The sequence below is a fragment of the Mycoplana ramosa genome (assembly GCF_041930185.1).
Lineage (GTDB): Bacteria > Pseudomonadota > Alphaproteobacteria > Rhizobiales > Rhizobiaceae > Mycoplana > Mycoplana ramosa.
The window spans coordinates 93,770-116,908 of sequence record NZ_JBHEEW010000002.1 but is presented as its reverse complement, the minus strand read 5'-3'; the positions used below and the strand labels follow the sequence as shown (position 1 = coordinate 116,908).

The window sequence follows — 23,139 nt, the reverse complement described above, 5'->3', positions numbered from 1 at the left end:
TCTCAGCGAGTTCCAGAACGATATGCCGCCTGACACCCCAGAGCCGGCCGGCGCAAGCCGTGTCGCCATCGAACTGATCGATATCCGCAAGGCCTTCGGCGCCAGCGGAGACCAGACGACCTATGCCGTCGATCGGATGAACCTCAAGATCAGGGCGGGTGAGTTCTTCACCTTCCTTGGCCCCTCCGGCTGCGGCAAGACGACGACGCTGCGGATGATCGCCGGCTTCGAGGAGCCGACCTCCGGCCGGCTGCTGCTCGACGGCAAGGAGGTGACCGGCGTGCCGGCGCACCAGCGCAACGTCAACACCGTGTTCCAGAGCTATGCGCTGTTCCCGCATCTCAATGTCGGCGAGAATGTCGGCTTCGGCCTTTCCGTCAAGGGCGTGGCGACGGAGCAAATCCGACAGCGCGTCAAGGCAGCACTCGAGAGCGTGCACATGGCCCACGCCATCGACCGCAAGCCGTCGGCGCTTTCCGGCGGCCAGCAGCAGCGCGTGGCGCTGGCCCGCGCGCTGGTCAACCGGCCGTCCGTGCTGCTCCTCGACGAGCCCTTCGGCGCGCTCGACTTGAAGCTCCGTCGCGAGATGCAGATGGAGGTAAAGGAAATGCAACGCCGCCTCGGCATCACCTTCATCTTCGTCACCCACGACCAGGAGGAGGCGCTGACCATGTCGGACCGCATCGCGGTGATGAGCAACGGAGTCATCCAGCAGGTCGGCGGGCCGGTCGAGATCTACGAACAGCCGGCCAACCGCTTCACCGCTGGGTTCATCGGCGACATGAACCTGCTCGAGGCCCGCGTCGCTGGCCGCAGCGGCGACCGGCTGGCACTGGATGCCGCCGGCAGCCGGTTCGACCTGCAATCCGATCTCGCCTTGCAGGCCGGCGATCGATGCACGCTCGCCATCCGGCCGGAGGCGCTGCATTTCGTCGACGGCGATGCCGGGTCGCCGATCCGCTTTGCCGGCACGCTCAGCGAGGCGGTCTACATCGGCACCGACACCGTCTACGGCCTGTCGCTTGCGGACGACAACCGTCTGCAGGCCCGCGTCCGCAACAGCCGTGACCGATCGACCCCGCAACCGGGAGAGCCGGGCGTTCTCGCCTGCGCCCCCTCCGCCATCAGAATTCTCACGCAATAGGAAGCCATTTCATCATGTCGATCAAATCCTACCGGATCGCCGACCCAGCGCCGCAGCTCGACGCCGGCCTGCTCGCCCGCTTTGCCCGCGTCGAGGCGGCCACCGTCGGCCACTACCTGCACGACCGTTTCATGCGCAATGACCTACGCCCGCTGATCGACGGCGTGCGGGTGGCGGGCACCGCGCAGACGGTCTCGATCCCCGGCCCCGATTCCACCCTGCTTTACCACGCGATGGACCGGGTGCGGCCCGGCGACATCCTGGTGATCGACCGCGCCGGCGACGAGCGCCACGCCGCCTGGGGCGGCTTCATGGCGGCCGTTGCCAAGGAGCGAGGCCTCGCCGGCGTGATCATCGACGGCATGATTACCGATCCGGCTGCGATCCGCGAGGCCGGCGTGCCGACCTGGGCGCGCGGCATCTCGCCGATCACCACCAAGCTGCTCAATCTCGGCGGCGGCTACAACATTCCGGTGTCCTGCGGCGGCGTCACCGTCAATCCGGGCGACGCCATCCTCGCCGACGACTGCGGCATCCTCGTCCTGCCGCCCGACCAGGTGGCGGGCATCACCGATATCGCGCTGGCCGACCAGGAGGACGAGGGAAGCTGGGTGGCACGCATCCGCGCCGGCGCCAAATTGCAGGATCTGGTGGACATCGCCGGCATGATCGCCGAGCGGCAGCAGAAGGATGGAGCGGCCCATGGCTGACACGCTCCAAAACCTCGCCATCTGGCTCTCGACCCCGCACCAGGCGATGATCGAGATCGCCCATGACATCGGCTACCGCCATGTCGTGCTCGACATCGAGCACGGCCTGTTCGACCTCGAAGCGACGGACCGCATCATCGCGCTCGGCAAGGCGCTCGGCATGACGATGCACGCCAAGGTGCTGGGGCCGGAGGCGATCCCGATCCAGCAGGCGCTCGACATGGGCGCCGACAGCGTCATCATCCCCCATATCGGTGATGTCGAACACGCGCGCCGCGTCACCGCCTCCGCCAAGTATCCGACGCTCGGCACGCGCAGCTTCTCCGGCACCCGTCCCGCCCGCTACGGCGGCGTGAAGCCGGACTATTACGACACCGAGAACGCCAAGACGCGCTGCTATCCCATGATCGAATCCGCCGCCGCTCTCAAGGATGTCGAGGCGATCCTTGCACTGCCGACCGTCGACGGCCTGTTCGTCGGCCCGAGCGACCTGTCGCTCGATTCCGGCCGCGGCGCCTATCGCAACACCGATGCGGACAAGGCCGACCTGAAGACGATCGCGCAGGCCGCCCGGAACGCCGGAAAGCCCTGGATCATGCCCGCCTGGTCGCGCCCCGAACGCGCCTTCGCACAGGAACTCGGCGCCAGCCTGATGGTCGTCGCCGACGAATACGGCTCGATCTGGATGGGCCTCGAAGACGCAGCGAAACCCTGAAACACTCCAATTCGAACGGACTCTCCCTCATGAACGAGACCATTTCCTGCGGCAGCCGCCTGATGCAGATCCTGAAGGCCTACGGGGTCGACACCGTGTTCGGCATGCCCGGCGTGCACACGCTCGAGGCCTATCGCGGCATGGATGCCGCCGGCATCCGCCACATCGGCGTGCGCCATGAACAGGGCGCCGGCTTCATGGCCGACGGCTATGCCCGCATGTCGGGCAAGCCCGGCGTCTGCGTCCTGATTTCCGGCCCCGGCGTCACCAACGCCGCAACGCCGATCGGCCAGGCCTATTCCGACAGCGTGCCGATGCTTGTGATCACCTCCGTCGCCGCCAACAAAGACCTCGGCATGGGCCGCGGCACGTTGCACGAGATCACCGACCAGTCGGCCGTGACGCGCCCGCTGACCGCCTTTTCCGAGACCGCGAGCAGCCCCGACCAGGTGCGCGAATACATCGCCCGCGCCTTCGCGCTGTTCGAAAGCGGCCGGCCGCGCCCGGTGCATCTGTCGATCCCGCTTGACGTCTTCAAGGCGCCGGATGAAAAGCCGGCCAGCCGGCGCACCACCGCGCGCCGCCGTGCGCCGGATACCGCGCAGGTCGAGGCGGCGTCTGCCATCCTCGACGCGGCGAGGCGGCCGGTGATCCTCGCCGGCGGCGGCGCAGTTTCCGCCGCAGGCGAGGTCCGGGCGCTGGCGGAGAAGATCGGCGCGGCGGTGGTGCCGACCATCGCGGCCAAAGGCATCCTGCCTGACGACCATCCGCTTGCCCTCGAAGTAACGATCGACCGCGGCGCCACCCAGACCTTCGTGCGCGATGCCGATGCGGTGCTGCTTGTCGGTACCGAGCTTGCCGAACCCGACATCTGGCTCGACGGCCCGCTGCCGATGAACGGCAAACTCATCCGCATCGACATCGATCCGGCCACGCTGGTGCGCGACTACGATGTCGACGTCGCCATGGAGGCGGATGCGAAACTGGCGGTGGCGGCAATCACCGAGAGGGTCTCCCAAGCCACCGGTTTCAAGGAGTCCAATGCCATCGCCGCGTTGCGCGCCGCCGAGCGTGACGCGCTGACGCCGCTCGAAAAAAAGCATGTCCGCGTACTCGACAGCCTCCGCAATGCCATCCCCAACGACGGCGTCGTCTATACCGACATGACGCAGCTTGCCTACACCGGCTATGCCTTCTATCGCAGCGCCCTGCCGCGCACCTGGCATTTCCCGGCCGGCTTCGGCACGCTCGGCTATGCCCTGCCGGCGGCGATCGGCGGCAAGATCGCGAGCCCCGAAACGCCGGTCGTCGTCATCGTCGGCGACGGCGGCTTCCAGTTTACCCTCCAGGAGCTCGGCACCGCGGTGGAAAACAAGCTGCCGCTCGCCATCATCCTCTGGAACAACGACAGCCTCGCCCAGATCCGCGACGGCATGATCGTCCGCGACATTCCGACCATCGGCGTCAACCAGCACAACCCGGATTTCGTGAAGCTCGCCGAAGCCTATGGCTGCCGGACCGCCGAGCCGAACAGCTTCGAGGAGCTGGAGGTGGCGGTGAAGGCTGCGTTTGCCGCGAACGGCCCGACCGTCATTCATCTGCGCGAGAAAGCCGGCTTCCTGGAAACAATGTAATATAGGCGGGTGCCTGTTCCCGCCGGCCAGCATCGAGCACAGTCACGGCTGATCATGAAGTCGGCGTTATTGGAATCATTGCTTATTTCGACGATAACCGTACGATCCTCAGATACAGCGCCAAGCGCACTTCCCCGCAGTGCGACTAGCGCTCTCACGTTCAGGGTTAGAGATCCAATTTGAATATTGAGTTTTGGTCCTCAAAGCTTGACGACCGTCTTGCGGGCAAGCAGCCCCTGCGGTGCAAACAGCAGGACGCCGATGACAAGCAGGATGGTGAAGGCATCGCGGTAGCTGAGCAGAGCTTCCGGCAGATAGGCTTGCAGGAACACCTCGATGAAGCCGAGCAGAAAACCGCCCGCCACGGCGCCGGACAGGCTGCCAAGGCCGCCGATGATCGCTGCGATAAAGGCCTTTAGCACCGGTAGGAATCCCATCAGCGGATCGACGCTGCCGCGCTGGGCCACCCACAGGATGCCGGCAACACCCGCCAGCAGTCCCGAGATCGCAAAGGCTGTGGCGACGACGGCATTGGCACGAATGCCCATCAGGCGCACGATGGCGAAATCCTCGGAAGCGGCGCGCATGGCGCGGCCGAGAACGGTCGTGCGCAGGAAGAGGTTGAGGCCGACCAGCATGATCACTGTTGCCAGAATTGAGATCGCCTGGATGATACCGATGTGGACGCTGCCGATCTCGATCGTGCCGGAAAGGCTCATCGGCATTGGCACAGGCTGGGGACGGGCCGAGATGAAGTTCTGAAAGAGCACACGCAGAATGCCGCTGACGGCAAAGCTGGTCAGCAGCAGGGTCGTGCCACTGGCCCCGCGCACGGGCCGGAAGGCAGTGCGCTCCATCAGCAGCACCAGCGCGATCCCGACCGCCAGCGCCACGACGACGGCAAGGCCGAACGGCAGACCGAAGATGAGCGCGAAGCAGAGGCCGTAGCCTGTCGCCGTCATCAGTTCACCGTGGGCGAAATTGATCAGCCCCATGATCGAGAAGACGACGGCAAGGCCCAGCGCGAGCAGCGCATAAGTGCCGCCAAGACTGAGTGCGTTGACCAGCTGTTGCAGGAACATGTCCATGGATAATTCTCCGTCTCACGGGTCACGCGCCGAGATAGGCGCCCTGTATTTCGCTGGAGTTGCGCAGTTCGGCAGCCGAACCCGACAGCACGATCCGCCCGTTCGCCATGACATAGCCGGCGTCGGCGATCTCCAACGACAGCGACACATTCTGCTCGACAAGCAGGATCGTCAGACCCCGTTCCCGCAAGCCTGTGATCAGTTCGAAGATCTGGTCGACGATCTGTGGCGCCAATCCCAGAGATGGCTCGTCGAGCAGGAGAAGGTCGGGCGAGGACATCATGGAGCGGGCGATCGCCAGCATCTGCTGTTCGCCGCCGGAGAGCGAGCCCGCCATCTGGTGAAGTCGCTCCTTGAGGATGGGGAAGCGCGAGAGCATGTCCTCGCGGACGGCATCGATCTGCCCGCGACCCTTGTGCATCGCCCCGCCGAGGAGAAGATGCTCGTCAACGGTCAGCGACGGGAAGATGCGGCGGCCCTCCGGCGTCAGTGTCATGCCCATGCGCACGATCATTTCCGGCGGCAGCGCCGATATGTCCCTGCCGGCGAACGTCACCCGCCCCGCCCGCTTGGCGGCAAGCCCGACGAGCGAATTGAGCGTCGAGCTCTTGCCTGCGCCGTTCGCGCCGAGCAGGGTGACGATCTCACCGCGGCGGACCGTGAGGTCGACGCCCTTCAGCGCCTCGACCGGTCCATAGGCGACCTTGAGGCCGCTGACCTCGAGCAAGGGGGGCTGGTGTTGGTTGTCATGCTTCATCGGGCAATCCTCGCCGAGGTCCATCCGCCCCGGCCATATAGCATGAAGGGACACCCTCCGGGATCCGGAGGGCATCGCTTGCAGATCACGGCGCCGGAACGTCTTCGGCCGCCGGAGCGCCCTGGCTGACGAGCGAGCGGTTGCCGCCTTCAATGCGCACCAGCGCGACGGAGCGTAGCGGCATGCCCTGCGTGCCGGCATAGCTGATCCTGCCGGTGACGCCCTCGACATTTTCCAGCGAGGCGATGGCTTCGCGGATCGCGGTCGGCTCGACGCTGTCGGCCTTGGAGACGGCTGCTTCGATAACCTTGCCGAGATCGTAGCCATTGGCGATGTAGACGGTGTCCGGTTCCTGGCCGAACTTGGCCTTGTACTTCTCGTTGAAGGAAGCGAGCGGGCTGCCTTCGGTGGCAAAGCCAGCCGTGGTGAAGACGACGCCGTCGACCAGCGGACCGAGCCCGAAGGTGGTCGGGGAATCAATCCCGTCGCTGCCGAGGATGGGCGTGGTCACGCCTGCACCGCGCAACTGGCGAATGAAGGCCGGGAAATCAGGCTCGTAGGCGGCCGTCATGATGACGTCGGGGGCCGGGTTCAGTGCCTTGATCTTGGTGACTTCGGCACTGAAATCCTGCTGGCCCATGCTGTAGGTGCCCTCGCCGATTACCTCGCCGCCCTTGCCCTTGAAGCTGATGGCGAAATACTCCGGCAGCTTGAGCGTATAGGCAGTGTCCGGCGACTTGAGCACATAGGCCGTCTTGAAGCCCGCCTCCTTGGCGTAGTTTGCGAGCACAGCGGCCTGCACATTGTCCGCCGGGTAGTTGCCGAACATGTAGTCGCCGACGGCGAGCGGCATGGTCGGCGTCGTGGCGCAGAAGGAAAAGGCCGGGATCTGGGCGGCCTGGGTGATCTGGCCGGCGGCGATCGACGGGTCGGCATCGCAGGGCGTGATGAGGATCTTTATGCCCTCGTCGACCAGTTCCTGCGCGACGAGCGCGGTCTGGGCGGCATCCGAGCGGGTATCCTTGGCGACCAGCTTGATCGGGAACTTGCCCGCGATGCCGCCTGCTGCGTTGATTTCATCGACCGCCATCTGGAGGCCCTTCAGCGAGGGTTGGTCGTAAGGGGCAAGTCCGCCGGTCTGCGCGGTCGCAAGTCCGACCACGAGGTCTTCGGCGAACGCCGGAAGCGCAAGCGCCCCGAGCGCGGTAGTCAGGAAAAAAACCTTCAATGTCGCTTTCATTTTTATCGTCCTCTGGTGATCATGCGGGCTTGTCGGCGGGTTGCGGATCAAGATCCGGCTGGCGCGCGTCGATGGCGGGTTGCGGAGGCGGTGCGGCCGAGCGGCGGCGACCGATATAGGCTTCGATGACGGCAGGGTTCGCCTGAATTTCGGCCGGTGTTCCCATGGCGATCTGCTGCCCCTTGTTGAGCACCACGACGACATCGCAGAGCCGCATGATGAGCTTCAGGTCGTGCTCCACCACGAGCAGACCGAGGCGATGTTTCGTGCGGATGCGGTCGAGCACGGTCATCAGTTCCTGCGTCTCGGCCGGGTTCATGCCTGCGGCGGGCTCGTCGAGCAGCAGGTAGCGGGGTTTCAGCGCCAGCGCGCGGGCAATCTCGAGACGTCGCTGCGCGCCGTAGGAGAGCGTGCCGGCAAGCTGGTCGGCAACGTCACCGAGGCCGACTTCGGCCAGGGCCTCGCGGGCAAGGTCCACCGGATCCCGGTCTTTGGCGACCGCGCTTGCGGCGACCGTGACGTTTTCCAGCACGGTGAGGTTATTGAAGAGGCGAATGTTCTGGAAGGTGCGGGCAAGGCCCGCCACCGCCACCCGGTAGACCGGAAGCGAGCCCACATGCGTTCCGTCGATCGTCACCCGACCGGTCGAAGGTGGCACGACGCCTGAGACGCTGTTGATGAGGGTGGACTTGCCCGCGCCGTTCGGGCCGATCAGGCCGGTGACGAGGCCGGGGCGGATGTCGAAATTCGCATCATGCAGAGCGACGAGCCCGGAGAAGCGTTTGCCGACATTTTCGACCCGCAGCGCACCTCCTTCCGTCACCACCGCATCGGAAGCCTGCTTTGCGACAGGCTTCGCGCCGCCCGCGGCCAGGCGCTTAAGGAACGGCACCTGCTCGTCGATCTCCCGCACGCCCAGCAGGCCGTCCTGCAGGCGGTACATGACCAGCAGGATCGCAAGGCCGATGCCGATATCGGTCAGGCCGAAGACGGTGGGCAGGTGCAGGAAGCCAAGATCGACACCGCCTTCGAGCTTCCTCAGCAGTTCCACGATCACCATGATCACCGCTGCGCCGACCACCGCACCTGAAACCGTGGTGATGCCGCCCAGGATCAGCATGGCGAGCAGCATGAAGGTCATGTTGAAGTAGAAGTCCTTCGGCGAGAAGGCACCGATGAAATGGGCGAAAAGCACGCCGGCCGCGCCGGACAGGATCGCCCCAAGCACCCAGGCGAAGAAACGGTGGAGCCGCACGTTGACGCCGACCGCCAAGGAAGCGATCTCGTCCTCGCGGGAGGCGCGCAGCTTCATGCCCGCCGCGCTGTCGCGATAGATGCGGGCGGTGGCGACGGCGAGGATTGCGAACGGCAGGGCAACCCAGAGGTTCACTGCGCGCGGAATGCCGAAGAAGGTCTGGCTGCCGCGGGTGAAATCGCTGGAGGCGATCAACACGACATGCACGATAACGAGGAAGCCGAGCGTGCAGATCGAAGCCGAAGACCCGCCGAGCCTTGCCACCGGAATGCCGATCGCGACGGCCACCAGCGCGACGACGACGAGAGCTACCAAGAGTGCCGGAAGAAAAGGCATGCCCCAGCCCATCAGCCATTCCGGCAGGTGCGGCAGCGCCGTCTTCTGCACAATGGGATTGATGGTCAGGAGGCCGGAAGCGTAGGCGCCGATCGCCATGAAGCCGACGTTGCCGAAAGAGATGATGCCGGAATTGCCGCTGTAGACGCCGATGCCGATGACGGCGATGACGTTGATCAGAAACAGCGTCACCAGACGTTCGCCCGCCCCGGGAAAGAGGCCAGCCGCCACAACGGCCGCAGCCACCAAGGGGAGCGCCGTCGCAACGATACCGACGACGGACCCGCGCCTTATACGCCCCATCAGCATTCTCCCGATTTGCGGCTTCGCTCCCGAGCCCACTCCGGCAACGAACGTTAATCGAAAAAGCTAATCTGTCAATCTTGTTTCATTTTTTATTGTCTGCTAGCAACAATGTAACAAAATTAAAATCGGAACGCGACGCGGATCACGAGGAGAGGCAGGAAATGGCCATTCGAGATCGCCTGACGAACGGGGAGGTCGCCTTCACCAGGGCCGAGCTCAAGATCGTGCGACAGCTGCTGTCGAACTATCCTGCAGCCGGCCTCAACACGGTCGCACACCTCGCTGCCGCCGCCGGGGTCAGCAACCCGACGGTGGTGCGCTTTGCCAGCAAGCTCGGCTATGAGGGCTATCCGGAATTCCAGGCCGCGCTTCTGGGCGAAGTACAGGAGCGCATGAGTTCACCGCTCTCGATGCTCGACACGCGCAAACCCTCGCTTGAGCAGGAAAACTTCTACCAGCATTTCCTGCGCGCCAGCATACACGCGCTCGAATCCTCAATGCAGATGCTGCCGCCCGACGACTTCGAGGCCGCCATCGACGCGGCTGCGGACCTCAGCCTACGCGTCCATTGCCTGGGCGGCCGGTTCAGCGGCTTCCTGGCCGGGCTCCTGTGGGCGCACATGAAGCAGCTGCGCTCCGAAACCCGCTGGATCAACGGCGCACGGGCCGACCAGGTCGACCAACTGGTCGATCTCGGCAAGCGGGACGTGCTCTTCGTTTACGATTACCGGCGCTACCAGATCGACACCATCCGCTTCGCCCAACAGGCAATGAAGCAGGGTGCGAAGATCGTGTTGTTCACCGACCGCTGGGTGTCACCGATCGCCGAGTTCGCCTCCGTCACACTGATGGCGCCAGTCGACACGGTTTCGCCCTACGACACGATGGTGCCGGCGATCGCCCAGACCGAGGCGCTGATCGCAAGCCTCACCGCCCGCCTCGCCAACCAGTCGCGCAGCCGCATCGAGCGCATGGAAGAGCTGCGCCGGGGCTACGGCATCACCGAAGACGCCTACAACACGCCCGCCGACAGCGGCGCCTGAACAGATAACCATTGGAGGAAAAACATGAGTGCGATTGAAGTGCAATACGGCAGGGTCCTGCTCCGTCGCGACAGCGCCTACGAGCCCGGCATGACGGCCCTGCTCTATGTCGACATGCAGCGCATCTGGTGCGAGCCGAACCTCGACCCCACCCACCCGCAGGACGCCAACAGCTACTATCACCGTCGCCTGCGCGAGATGGTGATCCCGAACCAGGTCCGCATTCTCGAAGCGGGCCGCAAGGCCGGCTGCAATGTGCTGCACACGATCATCGAAAGCCTCACGCTGGACGGGCGCGACCGCTCGCTCGACCACAAGCTTTCCGACATGCATGTACCGAAGGGCTCGCCCGAGGGACAAGTGATCGATGCGCTGGCGCCGATCGAAAACGAGATCGTGCTGCCGAAGACATCTTCCGGCGTCTTCAATTCGACGAACATCGACTACGTGCTGCGCAACCTCAACACGCGCTACCTGATCATCGCCGGCGTAATCACCGACCAGTGTGTCGACATGGCCGTGCGCGATGCCGCCGACCGAGGGTACCTGGTGACCGTGGTGGACGACGCCTGCGCCACCTACAGCCAGGAACGCCACGAAGCAGCGCTGCGCGCCTATTCCGGCTACTGCTGGATCACCAACACCGACACCGTCGTCCGCCGCCTTGGTGCGCTCGGCCAGGTCTGATCGTTTCAAGAGGGGGGAACATCATGAACGACAGCAGCAATGGCAAGGCGCTTGCCGGGCTCACGGAACTGGCGACCTTCGTCACCACCGATATTGCCGGCATCACCCGCGGCCGCAGCTTTGCCGCATCCGAGATCGAGGATTATCTGCGCAAGGGCGTGGGCTGGGTGCCTGCGAACCTCGCGCTGACGCCGTTCGACCTCATCGCCGATCCGAACCCGTGGGGCTCGGCGGGAGACCTGCGCCTCATGGCAGACCCGGCCAGCAAGGCGCGCGTCACCTGCCTGCCGGACGAAACGCCCCTGCACTTCTACCACTCCGACATCACCGACCTGAAGGGCGAGCCTTGGGAATGCTGCGTGCGCAGCTTCCTCAAGGCGGTGCTCGCCGAGTTCGAGAGAGAAGCCGGGCTCAAGGTTGTTTGCGCCGTCGAGCAGGAGTTCCAGGTCCTCGGCGCCGACTGGCCCGTCGCCCCCTCCTTCGGCCTTCGCGCCCAGCGCCGCGCCGAACCCTTCGGCTCGCTGCTGATGACCGCACTCAAGGAAGCCGGCGCCGAACCGGAAATGTTCCTGCCGGAATACGGCAAGGATCAGTTCGAGGTTACTTGCCGTCCGGCTCCGGCGCTCGCTGCCGCCGACCGGGGCGCAACGATCCGCGCCGTCACCAGGGAAGTCGCCGCCCTCTTCGGCTGGAACGCCAGCTTCGCGCCGAAGACCGACCCGAACGGCGTCGGCAACGGCGTGCACCTGCATTTCAGCTTCACGGACCTCGACGGCAATCCCGTCACCTTCGACGCCACGCGCCCCGGCCGGCTTTCCAAGGTCGCCGGTTCGTTTGCTGCCGGCGTGATCAGGCACCTGCCGGCACTCGTAGCCTTCACCGCGCCGTCGGTGCTCTCCTACATGCGCCTCGTTCCGCACCACTGGAGCGCGGCCTATACGTGTCTCGGCGAAAAGAACCGCGAAGCGACGCTACGCATCTGCCCGACGCTGGATCTGCCCGGCAGCAACCCGGCAAAGCAGTTCAACATGGAATACCGCGCCGCCGACGCCTGCGCGAGCCCGCATTTGTCGCTGGCGGTCGTGCTCAAGGCCGGCCTCGAGGGCATTCGCGCCGGACTGGAACAGCCGCCGCTGATCAATTCCGATCCTTCGGAGTTCTCGACGGAAGACCAGGTCAAGCTCGGCATCCGCCGTCTGCCGTCGAGCCTGTCGGAGGCGCTCGACACGCTCGCCGCCGATGAGGTAGTGACCGGCTGGTTCGCGAAGGATTTCCTCGACTGCTACTTCGCGATGAAGCGCAAGGAGATCGAGATCGTTGACGGGCTGTCGCCCGAAGACCTTTGCGCGCGCTACGCGACCGTCTACTAGGCGTGACAGACCATGACGTCGACCAAGATCATCACACCGACCGAAAAGCGAATGCGGCACGACCCCGGTCAGCCGCTGCTCGCCATCGATGAGCCGCCGCCCTATGCCGTGATCAATCCGGATGGCGCGTCGCCCTATCTGCTTCTCTGCGAGCACGCATCGAACCGCATACCGCGGGCTCTCGGCGATCTCGGCCTGCCCGAGGCCGAACGCCGGCGCCACATCGCCTGGGATATCGGCGTCAGCGCGCTTTCGCAGCACCTCAGCCGCGCGCTCGACGCGCCGCTGTTCATGACCAACTATTCGCGGCTCGTCATCGACTGCAACCGGCCGATCGGCGTGCCCTCGGCGATACCGGAGGTGAGCGAGACGACGGAAATTCCCGGCAATCTCGCCTTGGGAGAGGCCGAAAGACAACAGCGTATCGACACGCTGTTCATGCCCTTCGCCGACGCCGTCGCGCGCCGGCTCGATCGCCTGCGTGACGAAGGCAAGCGCCCGATCGTCGTCGGCATCCACTCCTTCACTCCGGTCTATTTCGGCAAGCAGCGGCCGTGGCATGCTGGCATCCTCTACGGCAAGGCGACGGGCTTCGGCCGGGCGCTGATCCGCGGGCTGGCGGCCGATGCCGCCCTTACCATCGGCGACAATGAGCCCTACACCATCCATCCCGACGAGGATTACACGGTGCCCGTCCACGCAGACGATCGCGGGCTTCCGGGCGCACTGATCGAGGTGCGTCACGACCTCATCGACACGCTCGTCGGCGTCGGTGAATGGGGCGAGCGCCTCACCCGCTGCCTTGCCGACGCGCTGAAGGAGCATGCCTGATGTCGAAACCGCTCTACGATCGTGACCGGGCGGCCATCGGCAACCTGCAGAAGCTGCGCTTCTTCCCACTCGCGGTCGCGGGCGGCAGGGGGGTGCGCCTCGTCGAAGAGGACGGGCGGGAGTTGATCGACCTCTCCGGAGCCTGGGGCGCAGCGAGCCTTGGCTACGGCCACCCGGCAATTGCTGCAGCCGTTTCCGCCGCCGTAGCGAATCCGGCAGGAGCGAGTATCCTTTCCGCCTCCAACGCGCCTGCGGTGGCTCTGGCCGAAAGACTTCTGGCTCATTTTCCCGGAAAGGGAACGCACAAGGTCTGGCTTGGCCATTCCGGCTCGGATGCCAACGAGGCGGCCTACCGTGCGGTGGTGAAGGCGACCGGACGCACCGGTGTCATCGCCTTCGTCGGCGCCTATCATGGCTGCACCGTCGGCTCAATGGCCTTTTCCGGGCATAGCGTACAGGCCGATGCCGCCAAGGCGGACGGGCTGATCCTGCTGCCCTACCCTGATTCCTATCGCCCCTATCGGGACGACCCGACCGGCAACTCCATCCTTGCCCTTCTCGAAGAGCGGCTCGCCGCCGTGCCGGCGGGATCGATCGCAGCGGCCTTCGTCGAGCCGATCCAGTCGGATGGCGGGTTGATCGTGCCGCCCGACGGTTTCCTGCAAAGATTCGCCGCCATCTGCCGCGGGCATGGCATTCTCGTCGTCTGCGACGAGGTGAAGGTCGGCCTTGCCCGCAGTGGCCGCCTGCACTGTTTCGAGCATGAGGGATTCGTCCCCGACATCCTCGTGCTCGGCAAGGGGCTCGGCGGCGGCCTGCCGCTCTCGGCGGTCATCGCGCCGGCCGAAATCCTTGACTGCGCGAGCAGTTTTGCCATGCAGACCCTGCATGGCAATCCGGTTTCTTCCGCCGCCGGTCTTGCCGTGCTTGAGACACTCGACGCGGAAGGCCTTGCCGAAGCGGCCGAACGCAAGGGCAAGCTGCTGCGCGACGGTCTGGAAAAGCTCGCCGAACGCCACTCGCTGATCGGCAACATTCGCGGCCGCGGCCTGGCCTGCGGTGTGGAACTCGTGCGGGACAGGCGGAGCCGTGAACCAGCTAGGGCTGAAACTTCGAAACTTATCTACCGCGCCTACGAACTCGGCCTCGTCCTCTACTATGTCGGCATGAACGGCAACGTGCTGGAACTCACGCCGCCCCTGACCATAACGGAAGACGATATCCGCAAGGCACTGCAACTACTCGACCGGGCATTTGCTGAATTTCATACCATTCCCGATACCGTTTTCGAGCAGTTTATCGGATGGTGAGGAAAGCCACCTGCCCGCGATTTACTTTCGGAGCCCGTTCGTCCGATGCAAAAGAGCGGCAGACTTTGCGCCCGCCGCTCGGTCTAGATGGATAGGTCGCGCACTGAGGCGTCAGGCGGCGGTCTTGAGTTGTTCCGGTTGGTTGCCGGTGCTCGGCCTGCCGATGGCTCGCCAGGCAATGCCGCCGATTACGCCGCCGAGAATAGAGGGCACGACCCAGGCGAAGCCGGTCGAAGCGAGCGGAATAAACTGGTAGGCCCGGACGAGACCCGCCGGCATGGTGAAGCCGAGCATTCCCGACAGAATGTTCGCGCAGTCATAGGCGCCGATCAGTACGGCCATCAGCGCCGTGCCCTTCCAGACGCCGTCGTTGCTGATCCAGCGCGAGAACAGGCCGAGGATGACGATGCAGATGCCGACAGGATAGAACAGCATGAAGATCGGCCCGGCGATGGCGATGATGTAGCTCACCCCGCCGAAGGACTGCGCGCCGGCCACGACGGTGGTGATGATGACCGCGGTCTTGTAGCTGATGCGGCCCTTGCTCCATTTGGTCATGTATTCGGCCATCACGGCGGTCGCGCCGACCGCCGTGGTCAGGCACGCCAGCAGAACCGCTACCGCAAGCGCGATTGCGCCGGTCCTTCCCGCCAGATCGGAGACGAGGCGGGCGAGCAGTTCAGCGGGGGAAATGCCTCCCTGGTAGAGCCCGCTGCCCGTCGCCCCCAGATATTCGAGACCGCCATAGACGACGAACAGGCCGACGAACGTCACGGCCGAAATGCCCAGGAGCACGCCCATGAAGCCATTGCCCTCGCTATAGCCGCGATTGCGGATAGCTTCGAGGAAGATCACGCCGAACAGCAGGCCGGTAAAGACGTCGCCCGTCTGGTAGCCGGTCGTGAAGCCGAGATAAAAAGGCGCGGTCTCGACCGTCGTGACGGGTGCGTCGAGCGGATCGACAACCGCCCAGACGACGATGGCGACCAGCAGGATGAGCAGGGCGGGGGTCAATATGCGGCCGACCTTGTCGATGACCTGGTTTTGGTCGATCGCAAAATAGAGCGAGGCGAGGAAGTAGAGCGGCACGAAGACTGCAATGCCGATCTGCGGATCGAGCCACGGCGCAAGCGTCATGATGCCGGTCTCGAAGGCGACGCTGGCGGTGCGGGGAATGGTGATCAGCCAGGCGATGGCAATCATCGTGGTGAAGATCAGAAGCGTGCCGAACCAGGGGGCGATCGGGCGGCTCAGCCGCTCGAAGCCGCCGCCCATGCCGACGGCGATCACGCCGAGGACCGGCAGCAGCATGCCCGTCAGGCTGAGCCCCACCAGGGCTGCCACCCACTGGTCACCGGCAGCAAAGCCGATCTGGGGCGGGAAGATCAGGTTGCCCGCGCCAAAGAATACGGCAAACATCGCAAAACCGATGATTAGGCTGTCGCGGAATGGTCGTCTGTTTGAATCCATCTGGCTCCTCCAGTTTGTCTCAGGGCCGGTTCCGGCCTCAAGATCCGGAGTGTCGGCGGGGTGAAATGCGCGCCGGTTACGTGCGGCCTTTCCGCGGATCGTCCGCATGGGAAAAGCGTGGCGGTATGTCCTGCAGCCAGTAGCGGCTGTCGGCCTGCATGATTTCGATCGCCTTCGACGGGTCGCGCTCCGCCAGTGCCGTCCAGAAAAACCGTTGCGTCTCGATGATCCGCTTCATGCGTCTGGCGCCGTCCTCGGCCCGCACAAGGGCTGCGACGATGTAAAAGCGACGATAGAGCGACAAGGCCTGTTCGGCCAGGTAACGGTTATGAACATGGTCCAGCATCCGCTGTCGGAACTGCAGCAGCGTTTCTGAAAAGTCCGGCACGCTGCTGGTAGCGATGCTGTCGACGTCGCGCAGGATCGCGCCACAGGTCTCAGCATCGGAATAGGTCATGAAATCATGGACCAGCGCCTGATGGATCCAGGGGCTGACCTCGTAGAGTTCGACGATCTCGGCATCGGTGAAATCGGCGACGTAGAAGCCCAGCCGGGGTCGGCTGGTGGTCAAGCCCAGCCCTTCCAGCTCACGCGCGGCCTCGCGCACGGGGCCACGGCTTACTCCGAGCTGCTCGGCCAGGTGGACCTCGTTGAGCCGGGTGCCCGGCTGCAGGATGCCCTGGGTGATGAGCCTGATCAGTTCGTCGCGTACCACCTCGGACAGGTTGGGCGATTTCAGTTTCTGGACGGCCTTGTACATCTGCACCTTCCGCTGGAAGCGGTTTTCCGGCCGGCTTTCCCGGCGATGGGCTGCAGAGTTGCGGTTTTGTGACGAGTTGTCAACTGTTAACAGTTTACATCACGGCGGCCTATTGCTACCGTCCTTCGTCCAGAGGCGGCCAGATGGCATCGTTGCCGCCTGTCCGTGAAACGAGCGCCTGCTCGCCAAGAGAGGAATACTGCAATGTCGCTTTCCAAGCCCGGGCCGATGAGCCTCGTGCCCTTCGTCAGCGTCGAGAACATGATGCGCATCGTCGTCGAGCGGGGCGTCGAGCGCACGCTGGTCGAGCTGGCCGACTACATCGAGGAAGATTTCCGCCGCTGGCCGCAATTCGACAAGACGCCGCGGATCGCCGCGCATTCGCCCGACGGCGTCATCGAGCTGATGCCGACCTCGGACGGCCGCAGCTATGGCTTCAAATATGTCAACGGCCACCCTAAGAACGTCCGATCCGGCCGCCAGACCGTCACGGCCTTCGGAGTGCTGTCGGATGTCGACACCGGCTATCCGGTGCTGCTGACGGAAATGACGATCCTCACCGCGCTCAGGACCGCGGCGACCTCGGCGCTGGTCGCCAAATACCTTGCGCCCAAGGGCGCGAAGGTCATGGCAATGATCGGCAACGGCGCGCAGTCGGAATTCCAGTGCCTCGCCTTCAAGGCAATCTGTGGCATCGACACCGTCCGTCTGTTCGACATCGACGTGAAGGCCACCGAAAAGGCCGTCCGCAATCTCCAGGGCAAGGGGCTCAACGTCGTTGCCTGCAAGAGCGGCGAAGAGGCGATGGAGGGCGCGCAGATCATCACCACCTGCACCGCCGACAAGCAGTTCGCGACCATCCTTTCCGACAACATGGTCGGCCCCGGCGTCCATATCAATGCGATCGGCGGCGACTGCCCGGGCAAGACCGAGCTGCACCGCGACATCCTGTTGCGCTCGGACATCTTCGTGGAATATCCCGAGCAAACCCGCATCGAGGGCGAGATCCAGCAGCTTCCCGAAGATCATCCGGTGACGGAAATCTGGCAGGTCATGACCGGCGTGGCCGCCGGCCGGACCAGCGACAAGCAGATCACCCTGTTCGACTCGGTCGGTTTCGCCACCGAGGACTTCAGCGCCCTTCGTTACCTGAATGCGGTGTTGAAGGAGCATCAGGGCCAGCAAATGCTGGATATGCTCGCCGATCCGGACGATCCGCGCGACCTTTTCGGCATGATCGAGCGCTACGGCAAGGCCGCGGAGGCGCTCTGATGAACATCCATCTCCCAAGCCTGACCAATGCCGACATTGCCGAACTGACCGGATGGCGCCGCGACCTGCATCGCCATCCGGAACTGTCGGGCGAGGAGGAGCGCACCGCCGCGACTGTCACAGCGATGCTTCGCCAGACCGGCCCGGAGCAGATCATCACGCAGATCGGCGGCCACGGCGTCGCCGCGATCTATGATAGCGGCAACCCGGGCCCGCGGGTGCTACTGCGCTGCGAGCTCGACGGGCTGCCGATCGACGATCTGGCCGAGATTCCCCATCGCTCCACCATTTCCGGCAAGGGGCACCAATGCGGCCATGATGGTCATATGGCGATGGTGGCGGCGATGGCCCGTCTGCTCGGCCGGCAGCGTCCGGCAAAAGGCGCCGTGATCCTGATGTTCCAGCCTGCCGAGGAAGATGGTTCCGGTGCGCGCAAGGTGGTCGAGGATCCGGCCTTCGCCGAACTGAAGCCGGATCTCGCCTTTGCGATCCACAACATGCCCGGCCTCCCGTTCGGCGAGGTCCACATCGTCGACGGCCCCATCTGCTGTGCCTCGCGCGGGATCATTCTGAAGCTGACCGGCCGAACCGCTCATGCCTCGCAGCCGGAAACGGGCATCTCGCCGATGCCGGCGATCGCGCGGCTGATGCCGGAGCTTTCCGCGATGACCAGCCCGGTCGGCACTTCGACGAACGATCCGGATTTCACGCTCGTCACGATTACCCATGTCGACATGGGGGCGCCCGCCTTCGGCGTCACTCCCGGTGCAGCCAATCTCTTCGCCACCCTGCGCTCGCTCACTGACGAGGGCATGACGGCGCTGGTCGAAAAGGTGGAGGCGCTTGCCCAAAAGGTCGCGCACGAGAACGGGCTCAAGCTCGAGATCGGCTATACCGACGTCTTCGTGACCTGCCACAACGACGCGGACGCCGCCTCGATCGTTCGCAACGCGCTCGACCGCATCGGGATCGGTCACGGCCCGGGAACGCTCCCGTTGCGCGGCTCGGAGGACTTCGGCTATTTCGGCCGCGGCGCGCAGATGGCGCTGATGATGCTCGGCTCGGGTGAGGATCTGCCTGCCCTGCACAATCCGGATTTCGATTTCCCCGACGACCTCATTCCGGTCGGCGCGCGGATCTATTCGGCAATTCTTGACGTTATCCAGACGGAAAGCTGATCACGGGATACGGAGGCCGCGCCGCCGTCCACAGCGGACGCAAAAGCGGACATTCGGCAAACGAAAAAAGCCGCACCGCACGTCACGGCTGCGCAGCCGATAGACGGCAATGAAGAGCGTGAGCCGCCGTGATTTCTCACGGCGGCCAACTTTTGTCGCTCATCCCTCAGAACTGCTTTGCGGCTCCGACCCGTCCACCGGCGGACGTCTGTCCATCGCCCTCCATGTTGAAAAGCAGGCCCGCTTCCAGCATCCAGAAATCGGCGGTATCAAGCGTCAGACCGGCGGTGAGCGAGCCGTAAGCGCCCGATCCGTCGAGCCCGGCATAACCGCCGGTGACACCCAGTGTCGGCGTCAACGATCCGTTCTCCAGCGAGAAGGACCGGGCAACCTCGGCCCCGAGGCTAATGCGGAACTGTTCGGCGTCGCGAGACCGATTCCCCGGCAACTCGCCCCCCCATTGTTGGTCAGATCAAGCCGCGTGTAGTCGGACGGCAGTTGTGACCAGATTTTTCAATCCGCGCTCCTCCTCGGTCAGGTCAGGCGAGCGGATTGCGCCGAATGCGGCAGCCGCAGCCGCTGTCAGCGCGGGCGCATCGCCAAGACTGTCCGGCCCCTGCAGGCGGAAGGAGACGGCCGAGAGCGGACCGAAGAGAAGCGCTCGCTCCAGATCCGGCCAGCGGCCGAGATCGGGTTCCACCCCGGCATTGCGCGCAAAGATCAACGCCAGATGCTGCATCGGCAGGCTCTGCGGGCCGTCCCGTCCTGCGCGGCTGCGGGCCAGCCCGGCGACCAGGGCGTCGCGGTCCGGTCCTGGAACAATACCAGCCCAACTGTAGGCGATCCACCGAGCCTGAAGCTCCAGCACAGGCAGGAACGGACCGACCAGATCGTAGAAACCCGCAAAGGCGAGCCCTGCCAGGTCCGGATGGAAGGTGTGATCACTGAGATCGATATGGGTGTGGTCGAGGCCGAGTTCCGCCGCCACATCCGCTGCCAGGAAGGGCAGCGACAGCCGGTATCCGGTGCCGAACAGGATCGCGTCGAACGCACCTTCGGCTCCGTCGGCGAAGCGGACTGAGCGCCCCTCGACGGTCTCGATCCAGGGGCGGACCGCTATGCGGCCCTCCGCAACGAGCGGAAGGAAATTCTGGGACTGGGTGATCCCGGCCGCAAAGATGTTCTGGGCAGGCGTCATCGCGCCGAACTGGTCTGGCGATCCGGCCGCGCGCAAGACCGTTGCCTTCAGCCCGACCGCGAGATCATCAGGCGGCAGGATTTCGCCTGCCAGCGCGGCCGCCCGGGTGAACATCACGTGGTCGGTCGGCACGCCGGACATGAGCTTCGGCAGCACATAGCGCTGACGGCGATAGCAGACGGTGACGCTACGCGCGCCCGAAAGGGCGAGATCAGATGCGATCTCGAGCGCGCTGATCGAGCAGCCGGCAACCAGCACGTCCTTGCCGCGATAGGCTTGGCCACCGTCATACTGGCTGGCGTGGGCGGCGCCGAGCGTTCCGGTGAAGCCGTCGAGCCCGGCAATTTGGGGTACCTCCGGCATCACGTAGCGGCCGGAGGCGACGACCACGCGGGCGAACCGCTCGGTCTGGGCCTCGCCGCTGCGACGTGAGCGGACGAGCCAGCCGCCATCCGGCGCTTTCTGGAGCTGTTCAACCCGCGTGCGGAGGCGGACCCGCGACATCAGCGAGAACTTTTCCGCGTAGCGCATGAGGTAGGCATGCATGTCGTCCCGCCCCGGATAGACCGGCGTTCCCTCGGCGTGATCGAGATCCGAAAAACGCGTCATGACGCGGCTGGTGTTTGTGCGCATGCCGCGCCATGTGCCACTCATCGGCGAAGCCGCATTCCATTGGCCGCCGGGGTGGTCGGCCGCCTCGAACAGGACGGGTTCGAACCCATGTTCGACAAGCCAGCGCGCCGTGACCAGGCCGGCAGGTCCGGCGCCGATGATCGCAACGGCTTTGGGCGGCATGGTGTGGGAGGTGTTATCGGTCATCTGCGACTCCTCGGTTTAGCGGGAGCCCACCCATTATGCCGATCTGCGTTCCGCGCTTCCTAAATGGTTCCTAACCGCCGGCGGGCGATTCCTAAAAGATTGCTAAGTGGCTATGCTGCGCTGGAGGGGGACACTCCATGCAGATTAACCAAGATATCGCAGTGTTCATGACAAGCCCCGTGATGATCGTGCTGGGCACAAGCGATGAGGCCTTGCAGCCGGCGATCGGGCGGGCTGTCGGCGCGCTCGTCCAAAGGGACGAAGGCTGCATCGATCTGATGGTCTCCGAGTGGCAATGGCCGGCTGCTGTGGCCAATGTCCGGGCCATTGGCCGGCTCGCCGCGACGTTCGCACGACCATCCGACTACGTCTCCTTCCAGGCGAAGGGGCGCGCCGCAGTTCTTCCCGCCGCGGCCGAACACCTGTCCTCAGCCGCGCGTTATGTCGAAAGAATCACCGGAACACTTGAAGAACTCGGCCTCGATAGCCGGATCGTCACGCCCTGGTTGGTGAACCGGGATCTGGTGGCAGTCAGATTACTGGTCGATGAAATCTTCGTGCAGACCCCCGGCGCCAAGGCCGGCCAACTGGTCGAGCGGCAATGATGGCAATGCGGCTCCGCGACCTCTCGGCCTGCTTCGAGGGTGTCATTCCCTCGATCATCGCGACTGCGGCGCCTGACGGCTGTCCGAACATCTCCTATCTGTCGCATGTGGTGCTGGTCGACGACGAGCGTATCGCGCTCTCCAACCAGTTCTTCTCCAAGACGGCAGCCAATGTGCGCGCCAATCCTGCTGCTGCCGTGCTCATTGTGGATCCCCGTGACGGCGAACAATATCGGCTGGACGTGAGCTTCGAACGGACCCTCGACAGCGGCGATCTCTTTGACGAGATGGTCGTACAGCTGCGCGCATCGAGTGCGCAGATCGGCATGGGCGAGGTGATGCGGCTGCGCGGGGCCGACATCTACCGGGTGAACGCACTCCATGCCGTTCCCTCTCCCTATGCCGTTCAGGCATCTTCCCCGGCAGCGAGCGAACTGCAGCTGGTGGCAATGGCCGCGGTAAGTCGAAAGATTTCAGAGGCGAGCGATATCGATTCCGTGCTGGATTCGGTGCTGGACGGGCTGCATGACACCCTGCAGTACGGAAACGCCATGCTGCTTCTGGCGGATCCCGCCAGCAGTCGGCTCGTCACCATCGGCACCCGCGGCTACGAGCGCAGCGGCATCGGTTCCGAAGTCGTGATCGGCGAGGGCGTGATCGGGATGGCGGCCCAGGAGCACCGGCCGATCCGGATCAGCGACATGAGCCGCGTCCGGCGCTTCGGCTCGGCCGTTCAAAGCTCCTCGGCCGAAGAAAACCGCACGCGCACGATCTCGCTGCCGGGCATGCCGGATGCGATGAGCCAGGTGGCGCTGCCGATGATCGCGCAGGGAACCCTGCGCGGCCTTCTATTTCTCGAGAGCTCCAAGAGACTGGCCTTCACCCGCGAAGACGAAGCGGCGCTCTCCATCATCGCCATGCAGGCGGCGGCGGCCCTTGCGCTCGCCGAGGACGAGAGCGCAGAGGCGCAGCCGGTCGCCTCGCCTTACGCAGCCGGTGCCATCAAGGCGGGACGGTCCTTCCGTGTCGTTCACTATGCCTATGACGACAGCATCTTCATCGACAATGAGTACCTGATCAAAGGCGTTCCCGGACGGCTGCTGATCTACCTGCTCCGGACTTATCTGCGTGAGGAACGCAGCGAATTCTCCAACCGCGAGATCCGGCTCGCGGACGAACTGCGCCTGCCGGACGTCAAGGACAATCTCGAGACCCGGCTGCTTCTGCTCCGGCGGCGGCTCGAGGAGAAGGCCGCGCCGGTTCAGCTGCTTCACGTCGGCCGTGGCCGCGTGCGCCTCGAGCTCGCCGGGCCTGTTGTTCTGGAAGAGGGCACCGGAGGGGGCTACTGAGGGCGCGAGATTTCCGAGCCAAGACGAAAATCCTGATGCGCCCGGGCTTCGCAGGTGTGTAC

The 23,139-nt window shown here is 64.8% G+C and carries 21 protein-coding genes; 13 read left to right on the top strand and 8 right to left on the bottom strand.

Annotated elements, in window-relative coordinates; all coding sequences use genetic code 11:
- Window positions 1-22 precede the first annotated feature (22 nt).
- The 4 genes from JNC62_RS03065 to JNC62_RS03050 are packed head-to-tail and all read left to right on the top strand — an operon-like array spanning window position 23 to window position 4,203.
- Complete coding sequence (locus JNC62_RS03065) at window positions 23-1,144, top strand: ABC transporter ATP-binding protein (RefSeq protein WP_374835856.1); 1,122 nt, start codon at window positions 23-25, stop codon at window positions 1,142-1,144.
- Window positions 1,145-1,158: 14 nt separating this feature from the next.
- Complete coding sequence (locus tag JNC62_RS03060) at window positions 1,159-1,854, top strand: RraA family protein (RefSeq protein ID WP_374835854.1); 696 nt, start codon at window positions 1,159-1,161, stop codon at window positions 1,852-1,854.
- On the top strand, window positions 1,847-2,569 hold the full coding sequence (locus JNC62_RS03055) for an HpcH/HpaI aldolase family protein (protein WP_374835853.1): 723 nt from the start codon (window positions 1,847-1,849) through the stop codon (window positions 2,567-2,569). The genes JNC62_RS03060 and JNC62_RS03055 overlap by 8 nt, the downstream gene beginning before the upstream one ends.
- A gap of 29 nt (window positions 2,570-2,598) precedes the next feature.
- Window positions 2,599-4,203, top strand: a complete 1,605-nt coding sequence (locus JNC62_RS03050) for a 5-guanidino-2-oxopentanoate decarboxylase (RefSeq protein ID WP_374835851.1) — start codon at window positions 2,599-2,601, stop codon at window positions 4,201-4,203.
- A 200-nt stretch (window positions 4,204-4,403) separates the two neighbouring features.
- Here JNC62_RS03050 and JNC62_RS03045 read toward each other — a convergent pair whose 3' ends face one another.
- From JNC62_RS03045 to JNC62_RS03030, 4 genes are all read right to left on the bottom strand, one after another.
- On the bottom strand, window positions 4,404-5,291 hold the full coding sequence (locus JNC62_RS03045; protein WP_374835849.1) for a branched-chain amino acid ABC transporter permease: 888 nt from the start codon (window positions 5,289-5,291) through the stop codon (window positions 4,404-4,406).
- 22 nt (window positions 5,292-5,313) lie between these two features.
- Window positions 5,314-6,048 (bottom strand): ABC transporter ATP-binding protein, encoded by a 735-nt coding sequence (locus JNC62_RS03040; RefSeq protein ID WP_374835847.1) that lies wholly within the window; start codon window positions 6,046-6,048, stop codon window positions 5,314-5,316.
- An 85-nt stretch (window positions 6,049-6,133) separates the two neighbouring features.
- Window positions 6,134-7,288 (bottom strand): ABC transporter substrate-binding protein, encoded by a 1,155-nt coding sequence (locus JNC62_RS03035; protein WP_374835845.1) that lies wholly within the window; start codon window positions 7,286-7,288, stop codon window positions 6,134-6,136.
- A gap of 19 nt (window positions 7,289-7,307) precedes the next feature.
- Window positions 7,308-9,182 carry a branched-chain amino acid ABC transporter ATP-binding protein/permease gene (locus JNC62_RS03030; protein ID WP_374835843.1) on the bottom strand — a complete coding sequence of 625 codons (1,875 nt, stop codon included), beginning with the start codon at window positions 9,180-9,182 and terminating at the stop codon, window positions 7,308-7,310.
- 164 nt (window positions 9,183-9,346) lie between these two features.
- Here JNC62_RS03030 and JNC62_RS03025 point away from each other — a divergent pair, with 164 nt between their 5' ends.
- The 5 genes from JNC62_RS03025 to JNC62_RS03005 are packed head-to-tail and all read left to right on the top strand — an operon-like array spanning window position 9,347 to window position 14,426.
- Window positions 9,347-10,228 (top strand): MurR/RpiR family transcriptional regulator, encoded by an 882-nt coding sequence (locus JNC62_RS03025; protein WP_374835841.1) that lies wholly within the window; start codon window positions 9,347-9,349, stop codon window positions 10,226-10,228.
- Window positions 10,229-10,252: 24 nt separating this feature from the next.
- The gene (locus JNC62_RS03020; RefSeq protein ID WP_374835839.1) at window positions 10,253-10,915 is read left to right on the top strand and encodes a cysteine hydrolase family protein; all 663 of its coding nucleotides are present in this window, start codon (window positions 10,253-10,255) and stop codon (window positions 10,913-10,915) included.
- A 23-nt stretch (window positions 10,916-10,938) separates the two neighbouring features.
- On the top strand, window positions 10,939-12,285 hold the full coding sequence (locus tag JNC62_RS03015; RefSeq protein WP_374835837.1) for a glutamine synthetase family protein: 1,347 nt from the start codon (window positions 10,939-10,941) through the stop codon (window positions 12,283-12,285).
- Between the two features lie 12 nt (window positions 12,286-12,297).
- Entirely contained in the window at window positions 12,298-13,116 is an 819-nt protein-coding gene (locus tag JNC62_RS03010; protein WP_374835835.1) for an N-formylglutamate amidohydrolase, read from the top strand.
- Window positions 13,116-14,426, top strand: coding sequence for an aspartate aminotransferase family protein (locus JNC62_RS03005; RefSeq protein WP_374835833.1), 1,311 nt, complete (start codon window positions 13,116-13,118; stop codon window positions 14,424-14,426). The genes JNC62_RS03010 and JNC62_RS03005 overlap by 1 nt, the downstream gene beginning before the upstream one ends.
- A gap of 111 nt (window positions 14,427-14,537) precedes the next feature.
- On the opposite strand, the gene brnQ is transcribed toward JNC62_RS03005, so the two are convergent.
- Complete coding sequence (brnQ, locus tag JNC62_RS03000; protein ID WP_374835831.1) at window positions 14,538-15,896, bottom strand: branched-chain amino acid transport system II carrier protein; 1,359 nt, start codon at window positions 15,894-15,896, stop codon at window positions 14,538-14,540.
- A gap of 76 nt (window positions 15,897-15,972) precedes the next feature.
- Window positions 15,973-16,656 carry a GntR family transcriptional regulator gene (locus JNC62_RS02995; RefSeq protein WP_374835829.1) on the bottom strand — a complete coding sequence of 228 codons (684 nt, stop codon included), beginning with the start codon at window positions 16,654-16,656 and terminating at the stop codon, window positions 15,973-15,975.
- 204 nt (window positions 16,657-16,860) lie between these two features.
- Here JNC62_RS02995 and ocd point away from each other — a divergent pair, with 204 nt between their 5' ends.
- Both ocd and JNC62_RS02985 read left to right on the top strand, forming a co-directional pair.
- A complete protein-coding gene (ocd, locus tag JNC62_RS02990) occupies window positions 16,861-17,928 on the top strand; it encodes an ornithine cyclodeaminase (protein WP_374835827.1) in 1,068 nt (355 codons plus the stop codon).
- A complete protein-coding gene (locus JNC62_RS02985; protein WP_374835825.1) occupies window positions 17,928-19,106 on the top strand; it encodes an amidohydrolase in 1,179 nt (392 codons plus the stop codon). Before ocd ends, JNC62_RS02985 begins: the two co-directional genes overlap by 1 nt.
- A gap of 166 nt (window positions 19,107-19,272) precedes the next feature.
- Here JNC62_RS02985 and JNC62_RS02980 read toward each other — a convergent pair whose 3' ends face one another.
- Window positions 19,273-19,464: a hypothetical protein gene (locus JNC62_RS02980; RefSeq protein ID WP_374835823.1), complete on the bottom strand. Its 192-nt coding sequence runs from the start codon at window positions 19,462-19,464 to the stop codon at window positions 19,273-19,275.
- Window positions 19,465-19,578: 114 nt separating this feature from the next.
- A complete protein-coding gene (locus tag JNC62_RS02975) occupies window positions 19,579-21,123 on the bottom strand; it encodes a flavin-containing monooxygenase (protein ID WP_374835821.1) in 1,545 nt (514 codons plus the stop codon).
- Window positions 21,124-21,302: 179 nt separating this feature from the next.
- On the opposite strand from JNC62_RS02975, the gene JNC62_RS02970 reads away from it, so the two are divergent.
- Together JNC62_RS02970 and JNC62_RS02965 are read left to right on the top strand one after the other, a co-directional pair.
- Complete coding sequence (locus JNC62_RS02970) at window positions 21,303-21,728, top strand: hypothetical protein (protein ID WP_374835819.1); 426 nt, start codon at window positions 21,303-21,305, stop codon at window positions 21,726-21,728.
- On the top strand, window positions 21,728-23,077 hold the full coding sequence (locus tag JNC62_RS02965; protein ID WP_374835817.1) for a GAF domain-containing protein: 1,350 nt from the start codon (window positions 21,728-21,730) through the stop codon (window positions 23,075-23,077). Before JNC62_RS02970 ends, JNC62_RS02965 begins: the two co-directional genes overlap by 1 nt.
- Window positions 23,078-23,139 lie beyond the last annotated feature (62 nt).